Source organism: Psychrobium sp. MM17-31 (genome assembly GCF_022347785.1).
Taxonomy (GTDB): domain Bacteria; phylum Pseudomonadota; class Gammaproteobacteria; order Enterobacterales; family Psychrobiaceae; genus Psychrobium.
This window is the reverse complement of sequence record NZ_JAKRGA010000005.1, coordinates 73,687-94,239: the sequence shown is the minus strand read 5'-3', so window position 1 is coordinate 94,239 and position 20,553 is coordinate 73,687. Positions and strand designations below refer to the sequence as shown.

Below are 20,553 nucleotides of genomic sequence, written 5' to 3'. Positions count from 1 at the left end.
TCTATTAATCTGCGTAAAAAAACTCAATCATCACGATTGAGTTGTTTATACCTTAATTGGCTAATCCGTTGATAAATACATCGATGTAATTATCCAGTGGTTTAGCGCTTTGTTGTAGCTTGGCGCGGCTAACTGCGCCTTCCCAACCAAGCCAAAAAAACTGTGCCAGTTGATGGCAATCAAGCTGACTATCTAGCTGGCCATTGTCTTGTGCCAATTGCAAACAGGCACTGACTTTTTGTTCCCAGCTTTCAAATATCTCGATCAGCTTGCCGCGGTAACTCTCTGGCAAGGCATCTACTTCTTGCCCGAGGTTTCCCACTAAACAGCCGCGCCTAAATTGATGCTTAGCCATGCCTTGTTTGGCGTGACTAGCGAAATTGCGCAAACGTTGTAATGGCGGATGAGACTCATCGAGCAACGACGCATCGAGTTTATTAGCAAAGTAGGTGGCGTAGCTGTCGATAACGGCATGGCCAAAATCTTCTTTGCTGGAAAAGTAGAAATAAAACGATCCTTTAGGGACGCCAACTTTCTTTAAAATCTTGTCGATGCCCGATGCCGTAAAACCAAATTCAGTCAGGTGCTCTAAGCCACTGCGAATAAGTTCTCGCTTGGTGTCTTTGTTGTCGGCGCTGTTTTTAGGCGGTCTGCCTCGGCGCGGTTTATTTACTAGTGCTGTCATGAAAACAATAATAGACCGATCGTCTATTTAATTCAATAAGAAAAAAGTGAGTGAAGTTTGGGCGACTATTTCTCGCTAATAAGTTCGCCGAATTCTTGGGCTGCTCGGCGCATTTGTGGTTCGAATGCTAGTAGTTGGTCGAGGCTTTTTCTGATTAAAGGTGCGTGAGTAAACAAGCAGGCAAATAATTTGCCCTGTTTATCTTTGATAGGTACTGAGATAGCTGCCATACCATCGACAAATTCTTCGTTATCAATACCCAAGTCATTGCTGGCGATCTGCTCTAACTCTGGCTCCAATTGCTCAATTGTCGTCAGCGTATTTCGGGTGTGCTTCGGCATTGGCAGATTTCGTAAAATTCCTTGGCGAGCGTCTTTGGAGAGTGAACTCAAATAGAGTTTACCGCTGGCGGTACACCAAATTGGCGTATGGCTACCAATAGGCAGATGCATCTGTAATGGCCAATTGGTTTGCACGCGATCGTAATAAATCATTTCTGTGCCACGAGGGATTGCAATACCGCAGGTTTCACCAATTTCATCAGCAAGCTTTTGTAAAATAGCTTGGCGTAGCGCTTTAAAGCGACTGGTGTGTAAAATTCCCCAAGCGGCGTTATCTAAACGATCGGCTGGAATCACTAAACCGCGCACGTTTATTTGTAAATAGCCTTCGTCCACGAGTTGTTGCAATATTCGGTGGATACTGGGTTTGGGAATGTCTAATAACAGCGCTAGGTCAGCTGGACTCAACGGACGATCAGCCTTGGCGACTGCTTCGATAATCTCTAATACGCGGGTAATGGATGAGCCTTTTTTTCTGCGCTCAGATGTCATTGTTATTCCTCAATGAGTAGATGCGTTTGCTATGGTATAGCGAGGTGAAGATGTAGTCAAAATTGGTTCTCTGAAAGAGCCGCACCAAGAATGGCGCGGCTAATCGTTAGGCTATTTCAGTGTTGGCATCGAGAAGGACACGCCTTCGCGAACACCAGCTGAAGGCCAGCGTTGAGTAATGGTTTTGCGTTTGGTGTAAAAACGCACGCCATCTGGGCCATAAGCGTGAAGATCACCGAATAGTGAACGCTTCCAGCCACCAAAACTGTGATAAGCCACAGGAACAGGCAATGGCACATTAATACCCACCATGCCTACTTGAATATTATCAGAGAAGTAGCGTGCTGCTTCACCGTCTCGAGTGAAGATACAGGTGCCGTTACCGTATTCGTGTGCATCGATTAACGCCATCGCTTCATCCATGCTGCTAACACGCACAACCTGTAATACTGGGCCAAAGATCTCTTGTTGATAGCTATTCATTTGTGGTGTTACACCATCGATTAAGGTGCCGCCGACAAAGAAACCATTTTCGTGACCAGCAACTTGTGGGTTACGACCATCAACAACAACAGTTGCGCCGTCAGCTTCTGCGCTATCGATAAAGCCAACGACTTTATCGCGGTGTGCTGCGGTAATAACAGGACCAAAATCATTGCTGCTGTCGGTGTAAGCACCAACTTTTAACCCTTTCATCGCATCTTTCATTTTTGCGATAAGCGCATCTGCTGCTGCATCGCCTACGGCAACAGCAACTGATAATGCCATACAGCGTTCACCTGATGAGCCAAATGCTGCGCCTAATAATTGATTCACTGCGTTATCCATATCGGCGTCTGGCATCACGATAGCGTGATTTTTAGCGCCGCCTAGTGCTTGACAGCGTTTACCATTGGCATTGGCTGTGCTGTAGATGTACTCGGCAATAGGTGTTGAACCCACAAAACTAACCGCTTTAATACGTGCATCGTTAAGTAGTGTGTCAACGGCTTCTTTGTCTCCGTTAACCACGTTGAATACGCCGTCTGGTAGGCCTGCTTCTTTAAGTAATTCTGCAATGTATAGAGTAGAGCTAGGATCGCGCTCTGATGGTTTAAGCACGAAGGTGTTACCACAAGCAATTGCCATCGGGAACATCCATAGCGGTACCATCACTGGGAAGTTAAACGGTGTAATACCTGCAACAACGCCTAACGGTTGGAACTCGCTCCACGAATCAATACCTGGACCAACATTGCGGCTGTGTTCGCCTTTTAGTAGCTCTGGGATACCACATGCGTATTCAACATTTTCGATACCACGTTGTAGTTCACCCATTGCATCGTGAGGGATTTTACCGTGCTCTTCACCGATGAGTTGACAGATTTTTTCGGCGTTGGCTTCTAACAGCTCCTTGAATTTGAACATTACACGAGCGCGTTTAATTGGCGGCGTATTACGCCACGCTGGGTAAGCTTCTTGAGCGCTAGCTATGGCTTGCTCAACGGTTTCTTGGCTGGCTAGTAGCACTTGCTTCTCTGCTTCACCTGTTGCTGGATTATATACAGGTTGTTGACGTGTGCCTTCGGTAACTTCGTTACCGTTAATAATATGACCTATGGTGTTCATGAGTATTCCTCTGTGTATTTGTTTATTAACGCTATTGGTGTCTTGTGGCGACTACCAAAGTTGGCGGTAGATTTCGATAATTTGTTCTGGGCTTGGCACGCGCGGGTTATTTCCCGGTGAACCTGACGCTAGTGCTTGTTGAGCCATAGTTGGCATGAGTTCGAAAAAGGTTTCGCGTTTGATGCCAAATTGTTCCGGTGTCGGTACTTCTAACTCGTCGTTAAGTGCGCGTAGTTCTTGCAGTAGTTTTTCATTGGCACTGTCGTCACTATCGCTGCTGGTTGCTACACCCATCGCTCTAGCGCAATCGGCATATCGAGATGGAGCCGCTGGAATAGAAAACTCAGTAACCGCTGGCAGTAACATGGCATTTGATAAACCGTGTGGTACGTGGAATGCCGCGCCAATTGGGCGGCTCATGCCGTGTACTAATGCAACCGAAGCGTTAGAGAAGGCAATACCAGCAAGGGTTGAGCCTAACATCATGGCTTCACGCGCTTTTTCGTTTGAACCTTCGTGGTAAACCTTGCGCAGGTTCGGACCTATTAACTTCATCGCCGATAATGCTTGGCTATCACTGTATGGATTGGCTTTTTGGCTGACGTAGGCTTCAATGGCATGAGTGAGAGCATCTATACCGGTATCTGCGGTAATACGCGCAGGAACACTCAGTGTCAGTTTGTAATCGACAAGTGCGGCAACTGGCATAAAGCCGATGCCGACACAGAGCATTTTCTCGTCGGTAGTTTCGTCGGTAATAATAGTAAAGCGCGTTGCTTCCGAACCCGTACCTGCAGTGGTTGGTACAGCAATAATTGGTAAACCTGCTTCATTGACAATGCGCGGGAATTTGTAATCGCGCATTTCGCCGCCATAAGCACCGAGAATTGCAATGGCTTTGGCGCTATCAATTGGGCTACCGCCGCCTAGGGCGATAATGGCATCGTAGTTACCCTGACGTACTTTCTCTACCCCAGCTTGAATTGACGCGACAGTTGGCTCTGGCACTGTATCGTCAAATACTTCGCCACTAAGACCGTTTTCTGATAACACGGTTTCAATAGCGGCGGCGTAACCTAGCTCTACCATCATTTTATCGGTGATGATCAACGGGCGTTCACAGCCTAAGCTGGCTAAAACAGCTGGAATTTCTTTACTGGCATCTGCTCCAACCTGCATGATGCGAGGTAAAATAACTTGATTAGACATAATGTCTCCTAAATATTTGCTCAGTATTGCGGTAAAGCCCGTTGTTAATTTGCGTTGAGAGAGTTATTCAAATAATTCACGGGCTTGCTTGGGCCTTTAGCGATGTCTAAAAACAGGGGCGCGCTTAGCAATAAAGGCATGCATGCCTTCTTTTTGACCTTCAGTTGCAAAGGCAGCTTGGAATAGACGACGTTCGTGTCTAATACCTTCAGTAAGACTGGTTTCAAAGGCAACGTTTACTGCTTCTTTAGCCATGCGTACTGCAGGATCGTTGTAACCAGCAATGGTGTGTGCAGCTTCTAGGGTAATTTGCAATAATTCATTTGACGGAACTACGCGGGCAACTAGGCCAATTTCTTTGGCTTCCTTAGCGTCGATAGTACGTCCAGTGAGCACTAAATCCATCGCCATTGATTTACCAACGGCTTGGCTCAAGCGCTGAGAACCGCCGATGCCAGGTAAGATGCCAAGCTTGATTTCTGGCTGACCGAATTGAGCATCCTCAGCGGCGATAATAAAGTCACACATGAGGGCTAGTTCACAACCACCACCAAGCGCGTAACCACCAACAGCAGCAATGATTGGTTTTTTGATGGTGCGTAGTTCATCCCATGGCGCGAAGATGTCATCACAGTAGAACTCTGAATAGCTGAGGTTAGCCATCTCTTCAATATCGGCACCAGCAGCGAAAGCTCGGGCGCTACCAGTAATTACAATGGCGCCGATGTTAGGATCTTTATCAAAGGTTTTTAGCGCATCTAATACTTCGCCCGCTAATTGACGGTTTAACGCGTTTAAGCTCTTAGGGCGGTTAAGGGTGATAATGCCAACTCGCTCGCGGCGTTCAACTAGAATCGTTTCCGGCTGATTCGATGTAGTCGTTGCTGTCGTTTGTTCTGGCGTGTTGTCTTGTTCTGTTTTCTTGGCGGTGACTTTCTTATTCATTGTATTTACCTTTATTGTCTTTTTAATGGGTTATTTATTGCTAGGCTTTAGCTGCATCATAGAGATTGGCAGGATCTGGACCATCTAATTCTTCGTCGGCGTGGCTGTCTGGTGCAGCCGATTGATAAGCGCCATGTCTTGCCATGAGTTCGTCGAGAATTGCTTCGCGATGCTCGTTTAAGGCGGGAGACTTAATTGGTGTTTCAGGATCGATTTCTGACAGGTTGTTCATCTTAATTGGATTACCTGCGGTGCGAATTGGTCGGTCTGTTTCACCTTGAACTTTGATAATCATGTTTCGAGCTAGTAGCTGAGGATGGTCGAACAGTTTATCGATAGTATTAATTGGCGCACATGGCACGCCTTCTTCATTTAGCGCGTCAATCCAATGCTGCATCGGTTGGTGCTTAGTGAGTTCTTCGACATCTTTCACTAGCTGTACGCGGTTTTGCACTCGTAGATCGTTAGTGAGATATTCAGGTTTTAACGCCAGCTGCGGTGCGCCTAATGCGTCGGCCATCAATAAGAACAAGGTGTCATTTCCCGCACAGATAACAAATTTTCCGTCTTGCGCCATAAAGGTTTCAAATGGCGCAAGAGATGGATGATTGTCGCCTGTTCTGTTTGGCACTATGCCTTCTACGTCATAACGAGCTAGTGCGGTTTCCATTAATGCGGCCTGACAATCAAGCATACCGATGTCAACGCGTGAGCCTTGGGCATCACGGCTGCGGCTATAAAGAGAAGATAAGATGCCGATGACACCAAAGAGCGCTGCACCTAAATCACCAAAACTAGTACCAACACGTGCTGGTTCTTCGTCTGGCCAACCTGTGAGGCTCATAACGCCACCCATTGCTTGCACTACCATGTCATAACCCGGTAATTCGCTAAATGGGCCACTATGGCCAAATCCAGAAATCGACGTATATACGATATGTGGATGAGTTTTAGCTAATCGCTCAGGGCCATAGCCTAGACGTTCCATGACGCCGGGACGAAAGTTTTCAACCACCACATCACTTTCATCAAGCAAGCGTTCGAGAAGTTCGCGATCACGAGGCGATTTGATATCGAGGCTAATACTTTCTTTACCGCGGTTGAAGCACATGAAGTAGGCGGAGTCGTCGCCAACGAATGGTCCAAATGCGCGAGTGTCATCGCCAGTGCCAAAGCGTTCTATTTTGATAACTCGAGCTCCAAGATCAGCCAATATCATGGTGCAGTATGGACCTGCCAGCACTCGTGAGAAATCGAGTACGGTAATGCCAGTTAATGGGCCTGGCTTGTGTTCTGTTTCGCTGTTTTGAGTCATAGCGTTTTACCCGTTGTTGTAATTATTTTTAATAACGATACAAAATGTATCGTAATAACGGGTTGTTCAAAGATCAAGCATACTTTTAGCAGTTGCGACCTTTGTCTAACGGCTGAAGTGAGGTGGTTTTTATTAAGACACTGATTTGAAATTGATATTTAGATTTTAAAAAACTGTGGTGATATTTTGTGCGGTTTTGTATTCAAATTGTGCAGTTTTGTTTATTACCAAGTTTGAGTCGTCCTCGTAAACTTGTTCGCAGTCCAATTCACAACGAGGTGAAAACAATGAACAAGCAACTGATTGCAGGCGCAATGTCGCTACTTATGATGTCGGTATCGGCTACGAGTGTAGCTGCCGAACGAATTTCAACGGCTAAACATGAGGTAACAAAAATGACTTCTACTCAATTAAAAGCGGGCGTTAACGCCATCTCATTCCAATCGCAAGGTGTTAACTTGTCGGCAAATTTGTATTTACCTGCAAACTACACGCCGCAAGGTAGTTATCCTGCTGTAATCTTTTCGCCGCCTTTTAATCAGGTTAAAGAGCAAACTGGCGCGGTTTACGCTGAGAAATTGGCTAAGTTAGGTTACGCTACTTTAGTATTTGATCACCTTGGATATGGCGATAGCGAAGGAGCCTTACGCAACAATGAAAATTCATTTGTGAAAATAGAAAGTATTCGTGATGCAGTAAGTTTCATGGGCACCGTTAAGTCAATTGATAAAGAACAATTATTCGGTTTAGGTGTTTGTGCGTCGGGTGGTTATATGGCGTTGGTGGCGACAACAGATAAACGCTTAAAAGCAATTGCTACCGTGTCTGGCATGATGGGCAATAAGGCGAGCTATTTTGAGTCAATGGATCGTGAAACCATTACCGGTTTAATCGCGATGCAAAATGCAGGTCGCCAAAAAGCTTACGAAACTGGCGTTGTTGATTACGTTGATGCTCTTGGGTTAGCGGCAGAAAAAGAGGCTATTGATAAAGGGGCAACCCCGAGCGAAGGCTATGATTATTACATGACGGAGCGTGCTGGTGCGCAGACCTATGCTAATTACACTCATCTTGCTCCTTCGTTCATGTTAGAAGCACCGATGTTAGCTGATGCACAATCTTATGCGCCTTATTTATATACACCATACATTGGTATTATTGGCTCTAAGGCAATGGATCCTGCTAGTGGTATAGCAATGACTGGCCCATTGACTAAAAAATTCTACGATGCGGCTTCTGAACCAAAGAAACTTGTTGAAATAAAAGGCGCTTCACATGTCGATTTATACGATAGAGACGAATATGTGAACCAAGCTGTTGCTGCAATGGATAAATTCTTTAAAAAATATTAATCGACAACGCAAAGGGCCTTGGTGCCCTTTGCCAATAGTAAACCGTGAGTAACTAATGACCTCAAAGATACAGTTAATTGATATTGTTAAAAAACTAAAAGTACATCAAATTCGATCGGGGACAACTCATCGTTTTGTCGATATTTCAATTGTCGAAACCCAAGGACGTTTTTTTGTGCGTCAATACAAGTTTGGTGCTGGTAGTTGGCGTGATGCTTTTGTACGTGAACCTGATGGTGAAATGCGTTGTGGCGATTTAGTTGTACCTGTTAAAGGTGTAGTGCCGGAAGATTTGAATGAGATTAATCCTGCTGTGACGCGTGCGTTTTGGAAAAAGTACCACTTAATATATGCTTTAATGCAACTGGGTTTTAACCGCAAGCGCCATCAGTCGTCGACAATCGAGCTAGTTCCGCAATTTGAGGAAGAGAGCAATGGAAAATAGCAAACGACATTTTGATAATTTACATGATTATCATGAATTTCTTGGATTACCTGAGCCAGAACATCCTTTGATATCCGTCTTTAGTTCGAGCCTCGATGCCTCATGTATTGGCGGTGATTTTGTACTTAGCACTGATTTTTATGCAATCAGCCTTAAACACATTATTAAGGGCGATATTTATTATGGCCGCACTAAATACGATTACAAAAACGGAAGTTTGCTTTGTACAGGACCACGCCAAGAGATCAAAATCTCCCGTCTTGATGTAAAGTCTGACGCCAGAACCATTATTATTCATGAAGATTTTATTCGCGGCACTAATGTTCAAAAGGCGATTGAACGGGCAAACTTCTTTAGTTATGCCATCAATGAAGCCTTGCACTTATCGCCTCGTGAGGAAGCACTTGTCAAAGGTGTATTTGATATTCTTGAACAAGAGTATCAGCAGAATCACGACGCCTTTAGCAAGGATATTATGGTATCCCAGCTAAATACCTTGCTAACCTATACTGAACGCTTTTATCAGCGTCAGTTTCAGCAACGCTTAGAAACGCCGGATATGTCGTTAACCGAGACGTTTTTTTCAGTATTGCGCGATTTGCCAAAAGACCACATTCCTACTGTTGAAGCCATTGCTAGTACATTGGCGATGACACCGCGCTATCTCAGCGATGGTCTAAAAGTAGAAACTGGAAAAACGGCATTGGAAAATATTCATTTGCATCAAATTGAACAAGCGAAAAATTTATTGCTCGGCACCAAAGATTCAGTGGCCACTATCGCTTATGAGTTAGGCTTTGACTATCCTCAATATTTTTCTCGCCTGTTTAAAAACAAGGTCGGGAAAACACCTACTCAATATCGCAATGAGCATTTTCATTAGGCTCTATTTTCAGACAATTCCCGTTCGATAAACTCCAGAAAATGAGTGACCTTAGAAAGGCGCTTGTTTTCTGGCGCGTAATATAAATAGATGGTGGGGATTTTTATCCAGTGCTCTTGCAAAACAGGCACCAACTCGCCGTCATCAAACTGCTGCTTTACCGTTGCTTCAAGGCCAATGCCCAAACCTACACCTCTACTTGTCATATCAACCATGACTACCGAATTACTCACTATCATCGCGGTAGATAGGTTTTTAATATCGATAATATTACTGTTTTGATCGGCGTTGGCGTGAAGTTGTAGTTGACTAAGCTGCTTGCTGGTGGGCATGCGAAAACGAATTAGTTTGTGGTTAGTCAGTTGTTCTATCGATTGTGGCGTGCCGTGCTTTTCTAAATAGGCTGGCGATGCAAAGAGCGCGACCTTGGTGTCACCAAAATATTTGGCCATAGAGCGGGCAATGAGATTGTCATTAACGGTTTCACCAAAGCGAAAGCCAATGTCGACATGCTCTTCGATGTAATTATCCATGGTGTCTGTGACGGTTAGTTCGAGTTCAATATCTGGATATTCCATTTGAAATTGACGCAACACATCTCTGAGAAACGCTTGGTAAATATCGCGTGCAATATTGATGACTAACTTGCCACTGGGCGTTTTGTTGAGGTCGGCGACATTTTCTACGGCAGTGTGAAGGGCATCGATATGAAATTGGGTGGACTCATATAGATTGTTACCGGCTTCGGTGAGTTCCATTACTCGGGTCGAACGTATAAATAGCGGATGTTTAATTTGCTGCTCTAATGATTTAAGAGAATAACTAACAGAGGCAGAGCTAATGCCCAGTACTTTCGCTGCTCTACTGATATTGCCACTTTCAACGATCGCTTTGAAAGTAATTAATTGATTGTAAGTGACACCGTTATAAAACTCTCGCATAGGTTTCTCTATTGCTTTTTGTTACTTATTGTTAGTACAACTCTAATAGTTATTCAATATTACATCATCTACTCAATTATTCATCCTACAAATACACTGTGATTAATTATTTAAATCAGGAATGTATCAGATGAAAAAAACAGTATTCATAACGGGCACTAGCAGTGGCTTTGGCAAACTCACTGCCAACAAATTTCACGCTGAAGGTTGGAATGTCATTGCGACTATGCGTTCACCTGAACGAGAAACAGAACTAACCCAGCTTGATAACGTATTGGTAACTGCTTTAGACGTCACAGATAAGCAGTCTATTGAGGAAGCAGTAGCATTAGGTTTAGCGCGTTTTGGCACTATTGATGTTCTGATTAATAATGCTGGGCATGCCCTAAACGGACCCTTGGAAGCGACTTCAAGTGATGCAATGCGTCGTCAATTTGATACCAATTTCTTTGGCTTAATTGATGTGACTAAAGCGGTGTTACCAACGATGCGTAAGCATAGAAAGGGTGTGGTAATTAACTTCTCGTCGATGGGCGGGCGTGTTGCTTTTCCAATAACTTCGCTATATCACGCTTCAAAATATGCCGTTGAGGGGTTAACTGAGTCACTACAATATGAGCTTAATCCGCTTGGCATCAAGCTAAAACTTATTGAACCAGGTGCTTATAATACAAATTTATTGGTATCAAATGAGTTTGCCGGTGTTGATGACGACAGTGACTATAAACCAATTTTAGACGCCACTTTCGCCGCGTTCGCTCAAATGGGTGATGCACAGCAAGATCCGCAGGAGGTGGCGGATGCGACCTTCCTTGCTGCGACAGATGACACTGAAACACTTAGATATCCAGTAGGCCAAGATACGTTGCAAACATTTGCCGCTAGAGAGCAAATGGACGATGTCGAATTTAAAACCATGATCGCTGGCGCTTGTGGCTTGTAGTCACAGAGGCGATTTTTAGCCATTTTACGCCCTAAATAGTAGGGCGTTATATTTGCTAATTATTTTTGTGTTGCGATGAATGAAACGGCTTTGTCCAACATACTGTCTTGCTCACCAATTAGGTCTTGCAACGTGTAGTCCATAGCGATATCTGGCGCCACGCCAACACCTTCAATAAGTTGGCCATTGGATTTGTAAGATGCCATGGTCGCCATTTTTACTAATGACCAAGACTCGTGTTTGGCCGCGTTGTCGAGGAAATAGTATTGGCTACGCGCACTGCCACCGCCGCTAGATTGACCAATCAATGTTACATTGTGGCGGCCTTTAAAGGCGTTGAGGAAAATATCGGTAGCGCTGAAATTGATATGATCCATCAAAATAACGACAGGTTTTGTATAGTGATATCGTTTGGGGTTATCACTTCTCTTGTGCACCATGACGTGCCACGGTGACCATTCAATGGTTTGATCCGTCCATTGCGGCGAAAATCGGGTGATAAATTGCTGCAATTGGGCTTGTTCTGCTAGTGAAAACTTATTTGATTCCAGCGGATATAAATACCTATTACCAAGGTAACCACCTTCGGCATTAGGCTCATCGTATTTGGTCATACGATAGCGAGCGAGATTTGAAATATAAAATTCGTTATCGGCAAGAAAGTATGGCATTAATACTTTGAGAATGGTGCGTCGTCCGCCACCATTACCGCGCACATCGATAATTAAGCCCTTGGTATTGGCAAAATCAGCCATTGCAGTATCGATAAAACTAGCGTCTTTTCCCATTTTATCGATACGCAAATAGCCAATGTTATCATTGCGTTTAGTCGTTTCTTTAAAAGGCCATTTAGAGTAGATAATCGGCTTATCGATCATCGATAGCTCAATGGTTTTCGTTTGTGAGGCATCGTGGTTGCTAAGAGTAACCTGCACATTGTCACTTGATGGTAGATTAGCCTCTTGTCGCAATACTGCTAAATAGCGCAATTGCTTAATGAGAGACATTTTTTCAAACTGTGGTGAACCTTTGACAGAAAACGATTGGGCAATATTGAGCCAGAATGACAATGGTTTGCCGTCTATTGCTTGGATATAGGGATACTCGCGCTCGATTAATTGACGCTCGCTATCAAGGGCTGCGAATTGCCCATCAATTTGATAGACCAAAAATGGCAAGTAACTTTCTGTGCGATCGGCTGTCACCATCGAAAAATGACCATCGCCAAAATTACTGATTAATTTGTTTAGTGCATTGTTAAAGCTCGTCAGTGTTACCGATGGTGATAATTGATGACGTAAGCAATCAAAATTGGTGCGGTAGTCGTAGTTAGCACGATTTTTATAAGCATAAGTGTGCTCAATAATACCTTCTATTTTGTTGAGCATTTTGGTGGCTTTAGTCACCTCGATATTGGCTTGCTGATTGTCTTTTTTAAGATTAAATGAGTGACAAGTTGCTGCGCTAAACGACTGTGTTCTTGCTGCGATTGGATAGCTATCCGTGCTAAATAAACTTTTGCGATGATTTTGATTCGTCATTTCAATCGTGAGACGTTGCGCTTGCCCCTCGCTATTTACAACGCCAACAATGATTTCATCTTCTAGTGGAATACCGATATTGTTTAGCGTATCGACAAAAGCCATTGACGCATTGCGACGCCATTGAAAATCTTTTGCTTTTAATTGCTGCTCAATAGTCGCAACGGGAATATCGTTGACACTGGTTAGTTGATACCATTGATTGTCGATGGCTACTTGCCATTGGCCGTTTTGCCAGCGCTGCCCTTCAAAGGGGGCTACTTTATCTGATTTACAACCACTGATAAAAATGACTAAGATCAGGGTTACTAGTTTGATGATTCGCATACTATTCCTAGGTGTTAAATTGGGTGGGGTATAAATACTCGTTTGGGTGTGATGCAGGCAAATTAATCGTCATGAAAACTTCTGAATCAGAAGTTTAAATATTAATAATCAATAGTTTAAAAAGAGTTCAGGGCATTGGCGGAAAAATTAAGTATTGATGATTGGCAAATAGATCGCGACAAAAATACCTTGTCTCATCCCCAAAAAGGCAATTTTCAAATCAAAAATAAGTCAATGCAGGTGTTATTGGTATTACTTGAAGCGCAGGGGGAAATTGTTGCCAAGCAACAATTGCTGCAAAAAGTGTGGCCTGATATCGTGGTCACTGAAAATTCACTAAGCCAAGCAATTTCAGAGTTGCGCCGAACCTTAGGCGATAACAAGTCGGCCCCCAAATATATTCAAACTATTCCTAATCAAGGTTATCGACTTTGTATTACAGAAACAGAAAAAACAAAGGCAACTAACAAATTTAGCAACAAGGGCTGGTGGATTGTAGCTTGCGCAATCATTATTTGTGTTGGTATTGCCCTTGGTTTTTTACTGTTTGATGATTCAAACAAGAAAGCCTATTTATCACCTGATGGCAACTTTCGTGCAATAGTCACTGCTGACAATCATCTAGCCGTTATTGCGACTGATGTGCAGCACAGCGATGCCTTGTTTCTTCGCAATATCGCACTAACTTCCCCTGATTTATTTAGTTGGTCTCCAGACAGTCGCTATTTTGCAGTTATTACAACCGCAGCATATAACCAGCTAACGCTTGTTATATCTTCAGTAACCAGTTTTGAACGCTACGCTTTTTCTATTGATACAGACAACGACAGTCAGCTACCAATGCTATTAGAAAATCAGTCAAACCTCGGGCAGACACCTTTGGCATTTATCGAGCGAAAACAGCTGTCACCTAATGTCCAGCGGCTCGACTTGAATATCGAACAAGCCATTCAACTTACTTTTGATGGCAATAAACTATCGCAAATAGACTGGCATAGTCAGTAACTACTGGCTTTTAATCTGTGTATGACATACTGATCTGAGTTGCGCCTACATCGTATTGCTTTTGGGCAGTAGCGAAATTTTTTAGCTACTGCGAGTGTCTTATTCACTAATCAACACACGAGAATAAATTCTGGAGCAACACAGTGGCTAATAAATTTACGCAAGGTTTACTCAAAAAAATGCCGTGGCATATCAAAGATTCTGATGTCACGCCGGAAGCTGTGTTTAAAGATCGTCGTAACATCGTTAAGGCACTGGGTTTAGGTGCTGTTGGGGCCAGTGTACCAACTGCGGCGCAGGCTGATATTTTTAGTTTGTTTGGTAAAGACGAGAAGAAAGTTAAGTTTCAAACTCAGCCGCTACTTTTTGACAAAGAAACAAATTACGCCAAGGGGGAAATCTTAACGCCGTACAACAAAGTTACTACCCACAATAACTTCTATGAATTTGGCACTAGCAAAAAAGCTCCTGCGCAAAACTCTCAGGAATTCAAAGTTGAGCCATGGAAACTGGTTATTGATGGCGAAGTTGAAAAACCGCTGACGCTAGATTTTGATGATTTCACCAAATTAATAGATTTAGAACAACGCACTTATCGTTTGCGCTGTGTTGAAGCTTGGTCAATGGTTATTCCGTGGTTAGGTTTCCCATTATCGACACTGCTCAAGCGCGCTGGCGTCACCAGTAAAGGCAAATACGTGGCTTTTGAAACGCTGCATGATCCTGAGCAAATGCCGGGGCAGAAAAATCGTTTCTTAGGTGGTGGCATTAACTATCCATACGTTGAAGGTTTAACAATCGCCGAGGCTATGAATGACCTAACCTTTATGGCGGTTGGTTTGTATGGCAAGACACTACCTCCGCAAAACGGTGCACCAATTCGCTTAGTTGTGCCGTGGAAATATGGCTTCAAGAGTATTAAATCTGTGGTGCGTATTCGCGTGACAGAAAAGCGTCCACCAACCAGCTGGAATCAATTAGCACCGCAAGAATATGGCTTTTATGCCAACGTAAATCCAGCGGTAGATCACCCGCGTTGGTCACAAGCGAGTGAACGCCGTATTGCCGAAGGTGGCTTATTTTCGGCGAAGCGTATTCCTACCTTGCCGTTTAACGGCTATGGCGATCAAGTTGCTGATTTGTATCGCGGTTTAGATTTAACCAAGAATTATTAAGTGGTGTTATGCGGTTAACCAACAAACATTTATTCCTCGTTAAAGCCTTTATGCATTGGGCTGCACTTGCGCCTATTGTGTTTTTGGTGCTAGCGGTGTTTTACGATGAAGCGGGTGGCGATCCCGTGCAATACATCATTCACTACACTGGCATGGGGGCGTTAAACACCTTGGTGTTAATGCTGCTGATTTCGCCTGTGGCTAAACGATTTAAGCAGGGTGCACTCATTCAAACAAGGCGGTTGGTAGGGTTATATGTGTTTGCTTATGCCACTTTGCATTTAGCGGCCTTTATTAGCTTAGATTTGCTGTTTGAGTGGTCGTTGTTTTTCACTGAAACCGTTAAGCGTCCTTATATTTTGGTGGGCATGTTGGCCTATATCTTACTGTTTGCGCTAGCGATTACCTCAATCAACGCTGTTAAACGCAAGATGGGTAAGCGCTGGCAGCAATTGCATAACAGTGTTTATGTGGTGGCGTTATTAGTGCCGCTGCATTTTATTTGGTCGGTGAAATCTGAAATTATCGAGCCGAGTATCTACATTGCCTTGACTGCGTTGTTGTTATGGGCGCGGAAAGACCAAATTAAACGGATCTTTAACCGTTAATCAGTAATAGCTACTCAGTAATAGAAAGAGAAATGGCGTTGTCTTTAAGTTGCTTGGCATATTTGAGACGCGCCAAATAATCTCGCCACAATTCATCCTGTTCTTCACACAAGCGTCGTAAATAGCCAGCGTTATAACTGCCACTTTGATGGCCGTCATCAAACAGAATATCTAACCTATTTTCATCGTAATTTAATTTGAAGATTTTGACGTAGGCTTTAGCGGTGACTAGTGGTGGCTGTTTCAATCCGCTAGGTATATTTGTGGCGGTGGGAGAATAAACACGCAGCAATTCGAAGCTGATAAGTTGGCGATAACCATCACTAAAATGAACTTCTAGTAAATAAGAAAAACAATGTTGCTTGACTAGAGTAATGCTCATCATGCGCTCTCTAATATTTGCCAAGTGCCAATAAGGTAATACCGCTCACTGCGTAATGCATTAAGTCAGAAATAGAATTCACAATACAACGGCTATATAAAGACATTTATTCATCCTTGGTCAGTGATGGTGGCATAGTAAATCATCTGCTAAGTCGAATAAAGCTTCTATTTATTGAATTTAGTCTAACGTTTCGTGGGTTCTGGTTAAGTTACATTTAGTGATCAGTTGTAAAAAATGTAAATTGAATAATTATTACAAATAGCAATCGTTATCATTGCGTCAATTTTTGAGTTTGACGAGGTTTAATAATGGTTACTAAGTTTCAAAAGAAACACATTGCGCTGTTAGTTTCTGCGGCGTGTGCTTTGGGTTCAACGGCGGTTTCCGCTGCTGAGTCTAATGAAAAAAGCGATAAGAAAATTGAAAAGATCGAAGTGAAAGGTCAGCGTATTCTAGGTGTAGATGTCGTTGATTTGAGCGATATTCGAAAGAAACAAGCAAATGATTTAGAAGATATTTTCCGCGGTGAGCCATCAATTACTGTTGGTGGTTCTTTTGGTATTGCACAAAAGGTTTATGTGCGCGGTGTGGAAGATACAAACTTAAACGTTAGCGTTGATGGCGCGACTCAAGCGGGTTACTTGTTCCATCACCAAGGTCGTCTGTCTATTGAGCCTGAAATGCTTAAGCACGTTGAAGTGAAAGCTGGTGCCGGTACCGCATTAGATGGCCCGGGAGCCTTAGGTGGTGCTATTCGCTTTGAAACGAAAGACCCACAAGACTTATTACAGGGTGACGAGCAATTTGGTGCCCTGCTAAAAGTTGGCTATTTTAGCAATACGCAAGGGCGTAAATTAAGTGGCAGCTTCTTTGGTAAATTTAATGAAGAGTGGAGTGCACTGGCAATTATTGGTAACAACGATACCGATAATATTGAAGATGGTAATGGCGTTGAACTTCAAAATACTAAGACTGATCAAGACCTAGGCTTAGTGAAAGTGAAAGGACAAATCAGCGAAGATCACTTAATTAAATTAAGTCATGAGATCCGCAATGACGACGGCTTTAGAAACGTACGTCCACACTTCTATGCTGCGGGTTGGAACAGCGCTAATGAGCAAAAAAGCCGTCGCGAAACCTCTACTTTAAACTACTTCTACACGCCAGATAGTGATGCCATAAATGTTGCCTTTACTGCCTACCACACAGATGCGTATTTAACACAAAACGAAGGTAACGAGCGCCATGATGGAGCTGGCGTCAAGAGTACTGGTTTTGACTTACGTAACAGCGCTTTATTTGGTGATCATCAAGTGACTTATGGTGCTGATTACCGTCGTGATACCGGTTACTACATCAAAGGTAACGAAGGCGAAGAAGTTGGCAAAGTTTTGGGTATTTATGCGCAAGATACTATCGAAGTTAGCCAGAATTTAAGCGTGAGTTTTGGTGCTCGTTTCGATGATTACCAACTCGATGATGCCGACGGCCAAAGCTACGACTCATCAGGTTTTAGTCCAAATATAAATGCCATTTACGAGTTTACTCCGCATTGGAGTGTTAAAGGTAGTTATTCACAAGCCTTGCGTGGTCAAAAAGTTAAAGAAGCTTATCTAATCGGTTTCCGCAAGAATGCGCCAGATTTGAAAGAAGAAAAAGCCGATAATATCGACTTTACACTTGCTTATGACAAAGACGGCTTATTGGTGACTGCTCAAGCGTTTAAGAGCACAGTAGATGATGTTGTAGCCACAGTACGTCGTAAAGAAGGCCGTTTCTTTGGTAATGCGGGTGAACTTGAAACAACAGGTTTTAGTTTGAGTATTTCTCAACAATGGGAAAACGCACAAGTTGGCCTAAGCTACTCTCACAACAAGCCTGAGCTTAATGGCGAGCCGCTAGACGACGGCAATATGGGTATTGGTACAGCCTTTGGTGATAGCTTAACGCTTAACAGCAGCTACTCGCTAGAAGAGTACAACTTAGAACTAGGTTGGAATGCACGCTTAGTTAAGAGCTTAACTGATGTTCCTGCTGGTAACCCAGATAAGCCGGGTTATGGTGTTCACGATCTTTATGTTGAGTGGTATCCAGTGGGCGGCGAAGATTTTTACATTAACTTAAGTGTAAATAATGCATTTGATAAATACTTCCACGACCACGGCACTTTCGGTTGGGACAGTGACGATGAACGCATTATCGGCTTAGCTGAGCCGGGACGTGACGTTAGACTGACACTGAGCTATCAGTTCTAACTGCCCACGCTGTAACTATAAAAACGTGTACTATGTAAGTAGTGCACGTTTTTGCGTATAAGGTGAAATAAAACTATGTCTGCGAAAATATTGGTTGTTGAAGATGATGAGGTAGTCAACGAGCTCATTGGTCAGCACTTATTGGCCAGTGATTATCAGGTGACTACTTGTCATGACGGCGTCACTGGCCTCAAGTTGGCAAGCGAGCAGTACTTTGATCTCATCTTACTCGACATTATGCTGCCGAATCTCAATGGCTTAGACATGTTGCGTGAGTTACGAGAAATCAATAATACGCCGACCTTAATACTTACCGCATTGGGCAACGAACAAGAACGCATTGAGGGTTTGCGCACTGGTGCTGATGATTATTTGAGTAAGCCATTTAACTTGGAAGAGTTGGTGCTTAGAATCGAGGCTATTTTACGTCGTTATCATCAGAATTACGCCAAGGTTGCGGACAGTGAGCTGTTTGAAAAGCTAAAGCAGCTGGTGCCTGAGCTGACGAGTATCGAACTGGATATTGTTAAATGCTTAGCTAGCAACGTCACTATTCCCACGAGTAAGGCTTATCTTTATCAATCGGTTTTACACAAAGAATATGGGCGTTACGATCGCACCTTAGATATGCACATCTCCAATATTCGTAAGAAGTTCAAGCAGGTAGATATTGATCCCAATGTCATAAAAACAGTGCATGGTAAGGGTTATATGCTGATGGATACACTACAGTTACCGGACAATAGATCATGAAATTAAAATTGTTTTGGAAGATTTATCTCAGTATTGCCATTACCTGTATTGGTTTGGTGACGGGGTTGTCGTATTTGAGTGAATACGTTGAAGATAAAATGAGTCATCTCACGCTAACGGATCAACAAACACTCAAAGAGTATGCTCGCCAAGCAACGGAATTAGCGCAAACCAATCCAGAGCTATTAACGCAATGGGCAGAAGATATCGCTCAGCGTGAACAAACTTGGTTGGTTGTGGTAAAGGCCAAACATCAATGGTTATACGGCAGTGAAATTCCAGCAGCCTTGCAAGAAGAGACCGTGCAAGGTCGATTAGTTGAATGGCCAATTCACCTTGAGCATGAAGTTAATCCGGTGATGGATTTACCGCTTAACTTCAACGATTATCACTTGTTGATTCAACTACCGCAGCATATGCGCCCGGGTGCTTATTGGCAGGTGATTCACTTGCTAATCACAGTATTGCTGCCTTTGCTGTTGACGGCGATTATTAGTTATCTGATGTATCGCAATATTATTAAGCCACTGCAAGCATTACATCGCGATTCAGCGCATTTTACGCAGGGGGATTTTAATACCCGCTCGTCGAGTGAGGTAAGTAATCGCAACGATGAAATTGGTGAATTGGCGACAGGCTTTAATGACATGGCAGACAATATTTCTGCATTAATTAAGAGTCAGCGCCAGTTGATAGCCGATATTTCTCATGAATTACGCACGCCTATCACTCGCCTTAAATTGTTGTTGAGTAGCGGATATAACAAGGCGGATGTCATTGAACGCTTCGATCGCGAACTTGGTTATATGGCCGGTCTTGTCGAGGACACCTTAACATTGGCTTGGCTTAATAACGAAAAGCCTGACTTGTCGCGTGAGGATGTTGATTTAACCGCATTAATCGAAACTATTGCAGAAGATGCGCGGTTTGAATTCACCCAGCATCAGCTGGTGTTGCAATTACCAGAGAGCTGTCAGATTGAAAATAGCAATCATCGAGCGCTAGGACAATCGATAGAAAATGTGGTTCGAAACTCGATGAAATACTCACCCGAGCAATCTCAGGTCTCTATTAAGTGCTGGCAGGAAGCCGAGTTGGTAACAATTGAAATCAGCGACCAAGGTGCAGGTGTTCCCGTAGAACGTCTTGAAGATATGTTTGAGCCCTTTGTGCGACTCGACCAAGCACGTGATAGAGCCAGTGGCGGTTATGGTTTGGGCTTAGCACTAACCAAACGCCAAATAACAGCGCTCGGCGGAACTATTAGCGCATCAGCAAACACACCTCATGGTTTAGTAATGACCATGACTCTACCTATCAAATAAATTTTATTCGGAATTACAAT

19 protein-coding genes are annotated in these 20,553 nt (G+C 43.5%); 10 read left to right on the top strand and 9 right to left on the bottom strand.

The window, feature by feature from the left end; all coding sequences use genetic code 11:
• Positions 1-52: 52 nt before the first annotated feature.
• The 6 genes from MHM98_RS15140 to MHM98_RS15115 all read right to left on the bottom strand — a co-directional run bounded on the left by MHM98_RS15140 (position 53) and on the right by MHM98_RS15115 (position 6,595).
• Positions 53-685 (bottom strand): TetR/AcrR family transcriptional regulator, encoded by a 633-nt coding sequence (locus MHM98_RS15140; RefSeq protein ID WP_239440204.1) that lies wholly within the window; start codon positions 683-685, stop codon positions 53-55.
• Positions 686-750: 65 nt separating this feature from the next.
• Positions 751-1,518 carry an IclR family transcriptional regulator gene (locus MHM98_RS15135; RefSeq protein ID WP_239440203.1) on the bottom strand — a complete coding sequence of 256 codons (768 nt, stop codon included), beginning with the start codon at positions 1,516-1,518 and terminating at the stop codon, positions 751-753.
• 111 nt (positions 1,519-1,629) lie between these two features.
• The gene (locus tag MHM98_RS15130) at positions 1,630-3,126 is read right to left on the bottom strand and encodes a CoA-acylating methylmalonate-semialdehyde dehydrogenase (RefSeq protein WP_239440202.1); all 1,497 of its coding nucleotides are present in this window, start codon (positions 3,124-3,126) and stop codon (positions 1,630-1,632) included.
• 51 nt (positions 3,127-3,177) lie between these two features.
• Positions 3,178-4,335 (bottom strand): iron-containing alcohol dehydrogenase, encoded by a 1,158-nt coding sequence (locus MHM98_RS15125; protein ID WP_239440201.1) that lies wholly within the window; start codon positions 4,333-4,335, stop codon positions 3,178-3,180.
• 96 nt (positions 4,336-4,431) lie between these two features.
• On the bottom strand, positions 4,432-5,280 hold the full coding sequence (locus MHM98_RS15120; RefSeq protein WP_239440200.1) for an enoyl-CoA hydratase: 849 nt from the start codon (positions 5,278-5,280) through the stop codon (positions 4,432-4,434).
• A 40-nt stretch (positions 5,281-5,320) separates the two neighbouring features.
• Positions 5,321-6,595 carry a CoA transferase gene (locus tag MHM98_RS15115; RefSeq protein WP_239440199.1) on the bottom strand — a complete coding sequence of 425 codons (1,275 nt, stop codon included), beginning with the start codon at positions 6,593-6,595 and terminating at the stop codon, positions 5,321-5,323.
• A 287-nt stretch (positions 6,596-6,882) separates the two neighbouring features.
• On the opposite strand from MHM98_RS15115, the gene MHM98_RS15110 reads away from it, so the two are divergent.
• The 3 genes from MHM98_RS15110 to MHM98_RS15100 are packed head-to-tail and all read left to right on the top strand — an operon-like array spanning position 6,883 to position 9,275.
• Positions 6,883-7,947 carry an alpha/beta hydrolase gene (locus MHM98_RS15110; protein ID WP_239440198.1) on the top strand — a complete coding sequence of 355 codons (1,065 nt, stop codon included), beginning with the start codon at positions 6,883-6,885 and terminating at the stop codon, positions 7,945-7,947.
• Positions 7,948-8,002: 55 nt separating this feature from the next.
• Positions 8,003-8,392 (top strand): hypothetical protein, encoded by a 390-nt coding sequence (locus MHM98_RS15105; protein WP_239440197.1) that lies wholly within the window; start codon positions 8,003-8,005, stop codon positions 8,390-8,392.
• On the top strand, positions 8,382-9,275 hold the full coding sequence (locus MHM98_RS15100) for a helix-turn-helix transcriptional regulator (RefSeq protein WP_239440196.1): 894 nt from the start codon (positions 8,382-8,384) through the stop codon (positions 9,273-9,275). The genes MHM98_RS15105 and MHM98_RS15100 overlap by 11 nt, the downstream gene beginning before the upstream one ends.
• Here the strand turns inward: MHM98_RS15100 and MHM98_RS15095 are convergent.
• On the bottom strand, positions 9,272-10,216 hold the full coding sequence (locus MHM98_RS15095) for a LysR family transcriptional regulator (protein WP_239440195.1): 945 nt from the start codon (positions 10,214-10,216) through the stop codon (positions 9,272-9,274). The genes MHM98_RS15100 and MHM98_RS15095 overlap by 4 nt on opposite strands.
• A gap of 130 nt (positions 10,217-10,346) precedes the next feature.
• Here MHM98_RS15095 and MHM98_RS15090 point away from each other — a divergent pair, with 130 nt between their 5' ends.
• Entirely contained in the window at positions 10,347-11,159 is an 813-nt protein-coding gene (locus MHM98_RS15090; protein ID WP_239440194.1) for an SDR family oxidoreductase, read from the top strand.
• A gap of 59 nt (positions 11,160-11,218) precedes the next feature.
• On the opposite strand, the gene MHM98_RS15085 is transcribed toward MHM98_RS15090, so the two are convergent.
• Positions 11,219-13,027, bottom strand: a complete 1,809-nt coding sequence (locus MHM98_RS15085) for a S41 family peptidase (protein WP_239440193.1) — start codon at positions 13,025-13,027, stop codon at positions 11,219-11,221.
• A gap of 135 nt (positions 13,028-13,162) precedes the next feature.
• Between MHM98_RS15085 and MHM98_RS15080 the strand changes: the two genes are divergently transcribed.
• The 3 genes from MHM98_RS15080 (at position 13,163) to msrQ (ending at position 15,815) form a co-directional block, all read left to right on the top strand.
• Entirely contained in the window at positions 13,163-14,032 is an 870-nt protein-coding gene (locus tag MHM98_RS15080; protein ID WP_239440192.1) for a transcriptional regulator, read from the top strand.
• 179 nt (positions 14,033-14,211) lie between these two features.
• Positions 14,212-15,207 carry a protein-methionine-sulfoxide reductase catalytic subunit MsrP gene (gene msrP, locus MHM98_RS15075; protein WP_239440460.1) on the top strand — a complete coding sequence of 332 codons (996 nt, stop codon included), beginning with the start codon at positions 14,212-14,214 and terminating at the stop codon, positions 15,205-15,207.
• 8 nt (positions 15,208-15,215) lie between these two features.
• Complete coding sequence (gene msrQ / locus MHM98_RS15070; RefSeq protein WP_239440191.1) at positions 15,216-15,815, top strand: protein-methionine-sulfoxide reductase heme-binding subunit MsrQ; 600 nt, start codon at positions 15,216-15,218, stop codon at positions 15,813-15,815.
• A 10-nt stretch (positions 15,816-15,825) separates the two neighbouring features.
• Here the strand turns inward: msrQ and MHM98_RS15065 are convergent, their stop codons facing one another.
• The gene (locus MHM98_RS15065; protein WP_239440190.1) at positions 15,826-16,200 is read right to left on the bottom strand and encodes a gamma-butyrobetaine hydroxylase-like domain-containing protein; all 375 of its coding nucleotides are present in this window, start codon (positions 16,198-16,200) and stop codon (positions 15,826-15,828) included.
• Between the two features lie 308 nt (positions 16,201-16,508).
• Here MHM98_RS15065 and MHM98_RS15060 point away from each other — a divergent pair, with 308 nt between their 5' ends.
• From MHM98_RS15060 to MHM98_RS15050, 3 genes are all read left to right on the top strand, one after another.
• Positions 16,509-18,455: a TonB-dependent receptor gene (locus MHM98_RS15060; RefSeq protein WP_239440189.1), complete on the top strand. Its 1,947-nt coding sequence runs from the start codon at positions 16,509-16,511 to the stop codon at positions 18,453-18,455.
• A 75-nt stretch (positions 18,456-18,530) separates the two neighbouring features.
• Complete coding sequence (locus MHM98_RS15055; RefSeq protein ID WP_239440188.1) at positions 18,531-19,208, top strand: response regulator transcription factor; 678 nt, start codon at positions 18,531-18,533, stop codon at positions 19,206-19,208.
• Entirely contained in the window at positions 19,205-20,533 is a 1,329-nt protein-coding gene (locus MHM98_RS15050) for an ATP-binding protein (RefSeq protein WP_239440187.1), read from the top strand. The genes MHM98_RS15055 and MHM98_RS15050 overlap by 4 nt, the downstream gene beginning before the upstream one ends.
• The last annotated feature ends 20 nt before the right edge of the window (positions 20,534-20,553 follow it).

Coding starts and splice junctions, on each gene's coding strand:
- MHM98_RS15115 (WP_239440199.1), bottom strand. CDS start 6,595: ATGACTCAAAACAGCGAAACAGAACACAAGCCAGGCCCATTAACTGGC.
- MHM98_RS15085 (WP_239440193.1), bottom strand. CDS start 13,027: ATGCGAATCATCAAACTAGTAACCCTGATCTTAGTCATTTTTATCAGT.
- MHM98_RS15095 (WP_239440195.1), bottom strand. CDS start 10,216: ATGCGAGAGTTTTATAACGGTGTCACTTACAATCAATTAATTACTTTC.
- MHM98_RS15135 (WP_239440203.1), bottom strand. CDS start 1,518: ATGACATCTGAGCGCAGAAAAAAAGGCTCATCCATTACCCGCGTATTA.
- MHM98_RS15065 (WP_239440190.1), bottom strand. CDS start 16,200: ATGATGAGCATTACTCTAGTCAAGCAACATTGTTTTTCTTATTTACTA.
- MHM98_RS15125 (WP_239440201.1), bottom strand. CDS start 4,335: ATGTCTAATCAAGTTATTTTACCTCGCATCATGCAGGTTGGAGCAGAT.
- msrP (WP_239440460.1), top strand. CDS start 14,212: ATGCCGTGGCATATCAAAGATTCTGATGTCACGCCGGAAGCTGTGTTT.
- MHM98_RS15055 (WP_239440188.1), top strand. CDS start 18,531: ATGTCTGCGAAAATATTGGTTGTTGAAGATGATGAGGTAGTCAACGAG.
- msrQ (WP_239440191.1), top strand. CDS start 15,216: ATGCGGTTAACCAACAAACATTTATTCCTCGTTAAAGCCTTTATGCAT.
- MHM98_RS15060 (WP_239440189.1), top strand. CDS start 16,509: ATGGTTACTAAGTTTCAAAAGAAACACATTGCGCTGTTAGTTTCTGCG.
- MHM98_RS15120 (WP_239440200.1), bottom strand. CDS start 5,280: ATGAATAAGAAAGTCACCGCCAAGAAAACAGAACAAGACAACACGCCA.
- MHM98_RS15090 (WP_239440194.1), top strand. CDS start 10,347: ATGAAAAAAACAGTATTCATAACGGGCACTAGCAGTGGCTTTGGCAAA.
- MHM98_RS15100 (WP_239440196.1), top strand. CDS start 8,382: ATGGAAAATAGCAAACGACATTTTGATAATTTACATGATTATCATGAA.
- MHM98_RS15140 (WP_239440204.1), bottom strand. CDS start 685: ATGACAGCACTAGTAAATAAACCGCGCCGAGGCAGACCGCCTAAAAAC.
- MHM98_RS15105 (WP_239440197.1), top strand. CDS start 8,003: ATGACCTCAAAGATACAGTTAATTGATATTGTTAAAAAACTAAAAGTA.
- MHM98_RS15110 (WP_239440198.1), top strand. CDS start 6,883: ATGAACAAGCAACTGATTGCAGGCGCAATGTCGCTACTTATGATGTCG.
- MHM98_RS15050 (WP_239440187.1), top strand. CDS start 19,205: ATGAAATTAAAATTGTTTTGGAAGATTTATCTCAGTATTGCCATTACC.
- MHM98_RS15130 (WP_239440202.1), bottom strand. CDS start 3,126: ATGAACACCATAGGTCATATTATTAACGGTAACGAAGTTACCGAAGGC.